Origin of the sequence: Hyphomonas johnsonii MHS-2, from assembly GCF_000685275.1 — a bacterium.
Lineage (GTDB): Bacteria > Pseudomonadota > Alphaproteobacteria > Caulobacterales > Hyphomonadaceae > Hyphomonas > Hyphomonas johnsonii.
On record NZ_ARYK01000014.1, the window covers coordinates 45,294 to 56,031 of the forward strand.

At 63.0% G+C, this 10,738-nt stretch carries 8 protein-coding genes; 7 read left to right on the plus strand and 1 reads right to left on the minus strand.

Annotation, left to right across the window (positions count from 1 at the left end; genetic code table 11):
• Positions 1 to 14: 14 nt before the first annotated feature.
• The gene (gene uvrA / locus HJO_RS17355; RefSeq protein WP_035619584.1) at positions 15 to 3,068 is read right to left on the minus strand and encodes an excinuclease ABC subunit UvrA; all 3,054 of its coding nucleotides are present in this window, start codon (positions 3,066 to 3,068) and stop codon (positions 15 to 17) included.
• 222 nt (positions 3,069 to 3,290) lie between these two features.
• Between uvrA and ssb the strand changes: the two genes are divergently transcribed.
• From ssb to HJO_RS17390, 7 genes are all read left to right on the plus strand, one after another.
• Positions 3,291 to 3,773 (plus strand): single-stranded DNA-binding protein, encoded by a 483-nt coding sequence (gene ssb, locus HJO_RS17360; protein ID WP_035619586.1) that lies wholly within the window; start codon positions 3,291 to 3,293, stop codon positions 3,771 to 3,773.
• 12 nt (positions 3,774 to 3,785) lie between these two features.
• The gene (gene blaOXA, locus HJO_RS17365; protein WP_277813179.1) at positions 3,786 to 4,637 is read left to right on the plus strand and encodes an OXA-1090 family carbapenem-hydrolyzing class D beta-lactamase; all 852 of its coding nucleotides are present in this window, start codon (positions 3,786 to 3,788) and stop codon (positions 4,635 to 4,637) included.
• Positions 4,638 to 4,770: 133 nt separating this feature from the next.
• Complete coding sequence (locus tag HJO_RS17370) at positions 4,771 to 5,550, plus strand: FkbM family methyltransferase (RefSeq protein ID WP_084142209.1); 780 nt, start codon at positions 4,771 to 4,773, stop codon at positions 5,548 to 5,550.
• A 218-nt stretch (positions 5,551 to 5,768) separates the two neighbouring features.
• On the plus strand, positions 5,769 to 8,588 hold the full coding sequence (gyrA, locus tag HJO_RS17375) for a DNA gyrase subunit A (protein WP_035619590.1): 2,820 nt from the start codon (positions 5,769 to 5,771) through the stop codon (positions 8,586 to 8,588).
• A 16-nt stretch (positions 8,589 to 8,604) separates the two neighbouring features.
• Positions 8,605 to 9,102, plus strand: coding sequence for a pantetheine-phosphate adenylyltransferase (coaD, locus tag HJO_RS17380; RefSeq protein ID WP_035619592.1), 498 nt, complete (start codon positions 8,605 to 8,607; stop codon positions 9,100 to 9,102).
• Positions 9,099 to 9,989: a peptidylprolyl isomerase gene (locus HJO_RS17385; RefSeq protein ID WP_035619594.1), complete on the plus strand. Its 891-nt coding sequence runs from the start codon at positions 9,099 to 9,101 to the stop codon at positions 9,987 to 9,989. Before coaD ends, HJO_RS17385 begins: the two co-directional genes overlap by 4 nt.
• A 33-nt stretch (positions 9,990 to 10,022) precedes the next feature.
• Positions 10,023 to 10,738: S-adenosylmethionine:tRNA ribosyltransferase-isomerase (locus HJO_RS17390; protein ID WP_035619596.1), on the plus strand; the 716-nt coding region annotated here is incomplete at its 3' end.

Below are 10,738 nucleotides of genomic sequence, written 5' to 3' on the forward strand. Positions count from 1 at the left end.
TGGCGCGAAGGCCCCTATTTGGCGGCGCTGGTGGCACCCGACTTGCGCTTGGCCGCCGGCTTGGACCTGGCAACCGTTTTCGGTTTGGCCGCGGCTTTCGGTTTGGCGGTGGCTTTCGGTTTTGCGGCCTTCTTCGGCGCGACGGCCTTCGCGGCAGCCGCAGGCGTCTTCGCCCGCTCGCGCTTGTTGCGGGCGGCGCGGCGCTCGTCCTGCCGGCGGAAGGTCTCGGCCAGGAACTTGCCGGTCCAGCTTTCCGTGTTGGCGGCAATGTCTTCCGGCGTCCCGGCTGCCACCAGCCGGCCGCCGCCATCACCGCCCTCGGGCCCGAGGTCCAGCACCCAGTCGGCGGTCTTCACCACGTCGAGATTGTGTTCGATCACGACCACCGTGTTGCCGGCATCGACCAGCTCGTGCAGCACTTCCAGCAGCTTGCGCACATCATCGAAGTGCAGGCCGGTCGTCGGCTCGTCGAGGATGTACAGCGTCCGGCCCGTCGCACGCTTGGCCAGTTCCTTGGCCAGCTTCACGCGCTGGGCCTCGCCGCCTGAAAGGGTCGTGGCCTGCTGGCCGACTTTCACATAGCCGAGGCCGACACGTACCAGTGTCTCCATCTTTGACGAGATCGCCGGAACGGCCGTGAAGAATTTCGCTGCGTCCTCCACTGTCATGTCCAGCACGTCGGCAATCGACTTGCCCTTGAACAGCACTTCCAGCGTCTCGCGATTGTAGCGTTTGCCCTTGCAGGTCTCGCAGGTGACATACACGTCCGGCAGGAAGTGCATCTCGATCTTGATCACGCCGTCGCCCTGGCAGGCCTCGCAGCGGCCACCCTTGACGTTGAAGCTGAACCGCCCGGCCTTGTAGCCGCGCGCCTTGGATTCCGGAAGGCCGGTGAACCAGTCGCGGATCGGCCCGAAGGCGCCGGTATAGGTTGCCGGGTTCGAGCGCGGCGTGCGCCCGATCGGGCTCTGGTTGATGTCGATCACCTTGTCGAGATATTCGAGGCCCTCGAGGCTGTCATAGGGCTGTGGCGGGCTCGAGGCGCCGTTCAGCTTGCGGGCCAGCGCCTTGTACAGCGTCTCGACGATCAGCGTTGACTTGCCGCCGCCCGACACGCCCGTGATGCAGGTGAAGCTGCCCAGCGGGATCGTCGCGGTGACGTTCTTCAGGTTGTTGCCGGTCGCACCCTTCAGCGTGACCTTGCGCTTGGATTTTTCCACCGGCCGGCGTTTCGGGATCGCGATCTCGCGCGTGCCGTTCAGGTAATCGGCGGTCATGCTGTTGGGGTTGGCCAGCACCTGCTCAGGCGTGCCTTCGGCAATGATCTCGCCGCCATGCACACCGGCCGCCGGGCCCATGTCGATGACATGGTCGGCGGTCAGGATTGCGTCCTCGTCATGCTCGACCACGATCACGGAATTGCCGAGATCGCGCAGCCGCTTCAGTGTCTCCAGCAGGCGGGCATTGTCGCGCTGGTGCAGGCCGATTGACGGTTCGTCCAGCACGTACAGCACGCCCGTCAGGCCGGACCCGATCTGGCTCGCCAGCCGGATCCGCTGGCTCTCGCCCCCCGACAATGTGCCGGACCCGCGGCTCAAGGTCAGGTATTCGAGGCCGACATCATTGAGGAAGTTCAGCCGGTCATTGATCTCCTTGAGGATGCGGCTCGCAATCTCGTTCTGTTGCTTGGTCAGCGTCTTCGACACCTTGCCGAACCAGACGCCGGCATCCCGGATCGAAAACTCGGCAGCGGTCGAAATATCCAGCTTGGCAATCTTCACCGCCAGCGCCTGCGGCTTCAGGCGCTTGCCGCCGCAGGCCGGGCAGGGCGCAGCGGACTGGAACTTCGCGACTTCCTCGCGCACCCAGGCGGAGTCGGTCTCGCGATAGCGTCGCTCGAGGTTCGGGATCACGCCCTCGAACGTCTTCTTCACCTCGTAGCGGCGCATGCCATCGTCATAGACGAACTTGATCTCTTCCTCGCCGGTGCCGTGCAGGATCATCTGCTGCACGGCGTCCGGCAGCTTGTTCCACGGCTTCTTGAGGTCGAACCGGTAATGCGTCGACAGGGCCTGCAGCGTCTGTGTCTGGTAGGGCGAGGTGGACTTGGCCCAGGGCGCGATGGCGCCGTTCAGCAGGTCGAGGTCCTTGTCCGGCACCACGAGATCGGGGTCGACCTTCAGCTGGTTGCCAAGGCCGTCACAGGTCGGGCAGGCGCCGAACGGATTGTTGAACGAGAACAGGCGCGGCTCGATCTCGGAAATCGTGAAGCCTGAAACCGGGCAGGCGAAATTGGCGCTATAGGTGATCCGCTTGGGCTCGGTCTCGCCCTCTTCGAGGTCGGCATATTCGGCCAGCGCAATGCCCTGCGCCAGGCCCAGCGCCGTCTCGAAGCTCTCGGCGAGGCGCTGCTCCATGCCTTCGCGCACGACCACGCGGTCAACCACGACATCGATGTCGTGCTTGAACTTCTTGTCGAGCTTGGGCGCGTCTTCCAGTTCGTAGAACTCGCCATCCACCTTGACGCGCTGGTAGCCGTTCTTCAGCAGTTCGGCGAATTCCTTGCGGTATTCGCCCTTGCGGCCGCGAATGATCGGCGCGAGCAGGAACAGGCGCGTCCCTTCCGGCAGGGCCATCGTCCGGTCGACCATCTGGGTGACCGTCTGGCTTTCGATCGGCAGGCCCGTGGCGGGCGAATAGGGAATGCCCACACGCGCCCACAGCAGGCGCATGTAGTCATAGATCTCGGTCACGGTGCCGACCGTCGAGCGCGGGTTGCGGCTGGTCGTCTTCTGCTCGATCGAGATTGCCGGCGACAGGCCCTCGATGCTTTCCACGTCCGGCTTCTGCATCAGTTCCAGGAACTGGCGCGCATAGGCCGACAGGCTTTCGACATAGCGCCGCTGCCCTTCGGCATAGATCGTGTCGAATGCCAGCGAGGATTTGCCCGAGCCTGACAGCCCGGTCATCACGACAAGCTCACCGCGCGGGATATCCACGTCGATGTTCTTGAGGTTGTGTTCCTTTGCGCCGCGCACGCGGATGAAAGGCGATTCTAGTCGGGCCATGCAGGAAGCTCGTTACGGTGACGAAACAGGATTGGGAGTGTTGCTAGGCTCTATGTGTGGCGTGAGTCCAGCTTGACCACAAGAACAAAATGTGAACATCTGCGCCGTGCTGCTTTTTTGTCCTCACCTGTGGAAATACGGCTGGGCAGGCGACAGGCGGGGTCAGTCGCGGTAGAAGAGTACAGATTCGATAATGAAACAAGCTTGAGCGGAGATGGATACATGGCAGGATCAGTGAACAAGGTCATCCTTGTCGGAAACGTTGGGCAGGATCCGGAAATCCGCCAGTTCCAGAATGGCGGCCAGGTCGCCAGCTTCACGCTCGCAACGTCCGAGACGTGGAAAGACAAGGCGACCGGCGAACGCAAGGAAAAGACCGAATGGCACAGGATCTCGATCCTGAGCGAAGGCCTTGTCCGCATCGTCCAGAGCTATGTGAAGAAGGGCTCCAAGCTATACATCGAAGGCCAGCTGGAAACCCGCAAGTGGCAGGACAAGGAAGGCCAGGATCGCTACACGACCGAAGTCGTCCTGCGCGGCTTCGGCAGCACGCTCACCATGCTCGACAGCGCTGCTGACCGCGGTGCCGGCGGCGGTGCCCGGTCCGGCGGCAATGATTTCGGCAGCCAGCAGGGCAGCGCCCGCAAGATGACCGGCCCGGCCGAAAGCTTCAGCCAGGACCTCGACGACGAAATTCCGTTCTAGGGAGGGGCCATGATGCGGCGCAGGCACGCGTCTCCCCCACCGGTCGCCGGAGGGGTCCTGGCCGCCCTCCTGGCGCTCGTGCTGGCCGCCTGCGCGACTATGTTGCCACCTGCGCTGGACGAGAGCGTGGCGGCGGCAGGCGCTGATCCGGCCACTGCCACGCTGGTGATCTACCGGCTGGAAGACGAGCGCACATGGATCAGCAATCCGGCCCGCTCTGCTGAACAGTTCACCCCGGCCTCGACGTCCAAGATACCGCACACGCTGATCGCGCTCGAAACCGGCGCCGTGTCCGGCCCGGACGAGGTCTTCGAATGGGACGGCGTGAAGCGCTGGGCGAACTCCTGGAACCAGACGCAGGATTTCGCGGCGGCCTTCAAGCGGTCGACGGTCTGGATCTACCAGGCGCTGACGCCCCGCATCGGCGCCCCGGCCCTGCATGACTGGCTGGACCAGTTCCACTATGGCAACGCCGATGTCGGCCCGCCCGAAAACGTCACGCAATACTGGCTGGCGGGCCCGCTGGCGATCTCTGCGCAGGAGCAGGTCGCCTTCCTCGCCCACCTGGCCCGGCGCACGTTGCCGCTGTCGGCGCGGACGTACGAGCTGGGTGTGCCCATGATGGCGGCCGATTCCGGCCCGGGCTGGACCCTCTACGGCAAGACAGGCTGGAAAACGGTCGCCGGCGAAACCGATATCGGCTGGTATGTCGGCTGGCTCGAGCAGACTGGCGGCGAGGCGCCCGGCACCTATGTTTTCGCCTTCAACATGGACATGACCGATCCGGGCGCCGACGTGCCGAAACGCAAGGCCGTCGTCATGCGCGCCCTGTCCGATCTCGGGGCGCTGAGGGCCGCCGAATAGACAAATTTCGTAAAAGCGGATGGGCGTGAGCTCAAATTCATGTTGGCCCGATGCTTGCTTTCAAGTTGAAAAGTAAGAACCACTGACGTTGAGTTGAGCGCATTGGTTGAGGCAAAACGTGTTTGGAGTTGGTATGAAACGTCTTCTGGTCGTGGCATTTGGCGTGATGCCTCGGAAAGTTCGTCATAAACTCGGCGCGAATTTCGTTCGAACCGGCGAATTTCTACAGGCATTGCGAGGAGGCAGCGGCTGGAACGTCCAGTCTGAAAAACGCGCTATCTCAAAGCTCGGCCTGCCGAACGATGCCATCATTTTCGATGTCGGCGCAAACAACGGGGAATGGACGGCGCTCGCTTTGGAAATCAAGCCATCCGCCACGGTTCACCTGTTCGAGCCACAACCCGCACTCGTCCGGGAACTGGAGAACAAATTTTTGCAATCTGACCATGTATTCATCCATGGCGTAGGGCTTGGCGACATGCCGGGGGAACTCAAGCTCTACAACTACGGCGATGACCATCTGGCATCATTTCATGCGCGTCAGGAGAGGAGTTTCGAAACCGCGACCGAGACAACGGTCCTGGTCGATACAGTCGATGATGTCGTGAGCCGTCTCGGCATCAAGGAAATCCATTTGCTCAAGATGGATGTCGAAGGCCACGAATTCAGCGTCCTGCGAGGGTGCGAGTCAATATTTGCGCGCCGGGGCGTCCGCTCTGTCCAGTTTGAGTTTGGCCCCTCGGACGTGAACTCGAGCGTCATGTTCCGCGCTCTGTTCGAGTTGCTCGTGTCGCACGGTTTTGACATTTCCCGAATTGATATCGATGGCAACCTGTACAAGATCGGTGCCTACAAGCCAGAATTGGAATCCTATTCCGGTGTGGCCAACTATGTTGCCACTCTGTCGGGCTGAGTCGAACAGTTTCGGCCTGTTTCCGGGCAATATCCGGGCTTTTTTCGTGCATATGTTCGGGCTGTTTTTCGTGTCGGGCCGGTCACCGTCGCCAACTGCCAAAATCCCGCCAAAAGGGTGGCTTTCGTCCCCTCCGCCTGCTAGTGTTTTCTCAATAAATATAGGCGATTCGGGCACTGCCCCCGCCCCAAGCGACCGGATACACAGAAAGCCTCCCAATGAGCGACGATACGACCCCGCCGGACGAGCCGGAAACCCCCGAGAATGCGGGTGGTGCCGGTCCAATTCACGTGGACGGCATTGAGCCGATTTCCATCGAATCGGAGCTGAAGAGCTCGTATCTCGACTATGCGATGAGCGTGATCGTCAGCCGCGCGCTGCCAGACGTGCGCGACGGCCTCAAGCCGGTGCACCGGCGCATCCTCTACGCCATGCATGTCGGCGGCAACACGCCGGACAAGCCCTACAAGAAATCGGCCAATATCGTCGGCGCCGTGATGGGTAATTTCCACCCGCACGGCGACAGCGCGATCTATGACGCGCTTGTGCGCATGGCCCAGCCGTTCTCGCTTGGCCTGCCGATGGTCGACGGGCAGGGCAATTTCGGCTCGATCGACAATGATCCGCCAGCCGCCATGCGTTACACCGAAAGCCGCATGACCAAGGCGGCGACCTACCTGCTCGCCGATATCGACAAGGATACCGTCAACTTCCAGGACACGTATGACGGCTCGCAGCAGGAACCCACGGTCCTGCCGGCCCAGTTCCCGAACCTCCTGGTCAATGGCGGCGGCGGCATCGCGGTCGGCATGGCCACCAACATCCCGCCGCACAATCTCGGCGAAGTCGTCGATGCCACGCTGGCGGTGATCGACGACCCGATGATCGACGACGAGGCCCTGCTCGACATCGTGCCTGGTCCCGACTTCCCCACCGGCGGCCTGATCATGGGCTATGCCGGCAGCCGCAAGGGCCTCACCACCGGCCGCGGCTCGGTCATCATGCGCTCGAAGACGAATATCGAAGAGGCCAAGAACGGCCGCCAGGCGATCATCATCACCGAGATTCCCTACCAGGTGAACAAGGCGGCGATGATCACCAAGATTGCCGAACTTGTCCGCGAAAAGCGCGTCGAGGGCATCTCCGACCTGCGCGACGAATCCGACCGCAACGGCATCCGTGTCGTCATCGAACTGCGCAAGGATGCGAGCGCCGAAGTCGTGCTCAACCAGCTCTTCCGGTTCAGCCAGCTGCAAACCAGTTTCGGCGTCAACATGCTGGCGCTGAACGGCGGCCGGCCAGAATTGATGAACCTGCGCAAGGTGCTCGATTGCTTCATCGCCTTCCGGCAGGAAGTGATCGTCCGGCGCACCAAGTTTGAACTGAACAAGGCCCGCGACCGGGCTCACGTCTTGGTTGGTCTTGCCCTCGCTGTGGCCAATATCGACGAAGTCATCCGCATCATCCGCCATGCGCCGGATCCGGCCACCGCCCGCGAGCAATTGCTGGCAAAGGCCTGGCCGATCATGGACATGGGGCCGCTGCTCGAACTGATCGCGGACCGGCGCACGCGCTGGTCCGGCGGCGACACGATCTACCTGTCCGACGAACAGGCGCGCGCCATTCTCGACCTGCGTCTGCACCGGCTTACCGGCCTTGGCCGCGACGAGATCGGCAACGAGGCGAAGGCCCTGTCCGACAAGATCGCCGACCTGCTCGACATCCTGCGCTCACGCCCGCGCATCCTTGAGATCATCAAGGCTGAGCTGGCTGACGTGAAGGAAAAGTTTGCCGTGCCGCGCCGCTCCGAATTCGCCATGGGCGGAATCGACATGGAAGACGAAGACCTCATCGAGGTCGAAGACATGGTCGTCACCGTGACGCATGGCGGTTACGTCAAGCGCACCCCGCTCTCGACCTACCGGACGCAGCATCGCGGCGGCAAGGGCCGCTCCGGCATGTCGATGAAAGACGAGGATTTCGTGGTCAAGCTGTTCTCGGCGACGACCCATACCGAGATCCTGTTCTTCTCGTCGGCCGGCATGGTCTACAAGGAAAAGGTCTGGCGGCTGCCCGTCGGCGGGCCGAATTCCCGTGGCAAGGCGCTGGTCAACATCTTCCCGCTGGCAGCCGATGAACGCATCGAGAGCGTCATGCCGCTTCCGGATGACGAAACGGCGCACGAAGTGCTCGACCTGATGTTCGCCACCCGCTCCGGCACGGTGCGCCGCAACAAGCTGGCGGACTTCACCCGCGTGAACCGCAACGGCAAGATCGCGATGAAGCTCGACGAGGGTGATGGCATCGTTTCGGTCAAGATCTGTTCCGAGCATGACGACATCCTGCTCACCACCGCGCTTGGCCAGTGCATCCGTTTCCCGGTGACCGACGTGCGCGTGTTTGCCGGGCGCAACTCGACCGGCGTCCGCGGCATTCGTCTCGGTGCGAAGGACGAAGTCATCTCGATGGGTATCCTGCGCCACGTCGAGGCGTCGTCCGAAGAGGCGCGCGCCTATCTCAAGCACGCCGCTGCGATGCGTCGTGCCGCGACAGGCGAGGAAGAGGAAATCAGCGAGGATGATGCCGACGAGGCCGTCGCTGACACTGCACTGAGCCCCGAGCGTATCGCCGAGCTGGGCGCTGCCGAGGAATTCATCCTCACGATCGCTGATGACGGCATGGGCAAGCGCTCGTCCGCCTACGACTACCGCACCACCGGGCGCGGCGGCAAAGGCCTTGTCGCCCAGAACATCTGGGGCCGCGACAAGAAGGCCGGGCCAACCAAGCAGGTGTCACAGTCCTTCCCTGTCGATGATGGCGACCAGGTCATGCTCGTCACGGATGGCGGCCAGCTGATCCGTACACCGGTTGACCAGATCCGCATCGCGGGCCGCTCCACGGCTGGCGTCTGGGTCCTGCGGACAGCGGAAGGCGAGCACGTTGTTTCCGTCGCGCGCCTTGTGGAAGACGCTGAAACCGATATGGATGGGGACGAAGGCGGGCCAGCAGAAGCCGGGTCGCCAGAGACGTCGGAATAAGCGAGAGGGTCTGCCAGTGCATCGAATAGGTCTTTATCCCGGAACCTTCGATCCCCCCACCAATGGGCATATCGACATTTTCGGGCGGGCCATGAAGCTGGTCGATACGCTGGTCATTGGCGTGGCCGTCAATGAAGCCAAGAAGCCACTGTTTTCGCTCGAGGAGCGTGTCAGGATGGTGAAGGCCGAATGTGCCCAGTTTACCGGGCCGGGCATGGCGGAAATCAAGGTCATGCCCATGCACGGCCTGCTGATGAAATTCGCCGAGGCCTGCGGCGCGCAGATCATCCTGCGCGGCCTGCGGGCGGTTCAGGATTTCGAGTACGAATTCCAGATGACGGCGATGAACGAGCAACTGAATCCCGACATTGAAACAGTCTTCCTGATGGCGGATGTTAAGCATCAGGCCGTCGCGTCCCGGCTCGTGAAGGAAATTGCGAGCCTGGGCGGCGATATCTCGCCTTTTGTGAGCGCTGACGTAAAGCGCGCCCTGATGGAGAAATACGGTAAATGAAATTCGCATCCCTGGTGATTGCAGCCTCGGCCCTGGCCGTGGCGCTGGCGGCTGGCGCCGATACAGACACGAATGAGGAAGCTGTTCCGGCGGTCACCGCCGCGCAGGCGAAGGCCGATCCTGACCATTGGCGCGCTGTGGACCCCGAACGCCTGTTCGTGTTCGAAACAACCAAGGGCCGCATCCTGATCGAGGCCTTCCCCGATGTCGCGCCGAAGCATTTTGCGCAGTTTACCACGCTGATCCAGTCGGGTGAGCTCGACGGCACGAGTTTCCATCGCGTGATCAACGGGTTCATGGCCCAGGGTGGTGACATTTACGCCCTGAAGGGCCGCGAATCCGGGCTGCCGAACATCCCGGGCGAATTCACGTTCCGCCGCGACCCCGCAGAAATGCCGCTTCAGGCCGCAATCGGCCCGGTGGATTCGGCGAAGGGTGGCTATGTGAACGGATTCCCGGTCGAGACGCAGGCCTCGTTCTTCGCCGAAATGTCGCTGGACGGCCTGGTCACCAGCTGGATCCCGCATTGCCGCGGCGTGGTGTCGACGGCGCGCACTTCTGATCCCAATTCCGCAAATTCACAATTCTTCCTGATGCGCGCTACCTCCCGCCACCTCGACAAGGAATACACCGCCTGGGGCCGGGTCGTCGAAGGCGAGGACGTTGTGCTCGCCCTCAAGCCCGGCAAGGAATCCGAGGGCGGCGAAGTGGTCAACCCCGACGTTCTGATGTCTGCCAAGATCGCCGCCGACCTGCCGGTTGCCGAACGCCCGGCTGTCTGGGTCATGCGTACCGACACAGCAGAGTTCAACGCCGAGCTTGCCGAAAAAGGTGAGGACGTGACCGTTTGCGACCTTCCCTCCGTGGCCAGCGTGGTTGAGCAGTAACGCCAGGCTGGCGCTGCCAGGACGGGCGCGCCCATGAATCTCGACGCTTTCCAGTTCGACCTGCCCGAGCGCCTCATCGCGCTTCGTCCGGCCGATCCGCAGGATTCCGCGCGCCTGCTGGTCGTGCACGGTGACGGGCGGCTCGAAGACGCCCACGTGCGTGACCTGCCGCGCTACCTTGCCCCCGGTGATGTGCTTGTGTTCAACGACACGCGGGTCCTGCCCGCTGCGCTGAAAGGCGTTCGCCCGGCGCGTGACGCCGTCGGCGCGGATGTGGCCTGTGACGTCAACCTGGTCGAGCGTGTCGACGACCATACATGGCAGGCCTTGGCGCGGCCGGGCAAACGCCTGAAGCCGGGCGACACGATCCGCTTCGCCGAAGGTTTCCACGCCGTCATCACGCAGCGCTTCGAAGGGGGCGAGATCGAACTCGCCTTCTCGCAGTCCGGCGCCGCTTTGGAGCGGGCGCTCGACGCCCACGGCGCCATGCCGCTGCCGCCCTATATCGCCCGCCGCCGCCCCGCCGATGCGGCAGACCGCGATACCTACCAGACAGCCTTTGCCGGCGAGGACGCGGCATCGGTTGCCGCCCCGACCGCCGGTCTCCACTTCACGCCGCGCCTCCTGTCGGAACTGGATGCTGCGGGCCTCCGCCGTGAGACTGTCCGCCTGCATGTCGGTCTTGGTACGTTCAAGCCGCTCGAAGAGGCGCAGATCGAGGCGAACCGCCTGCATGCCGAGTGGCGGCG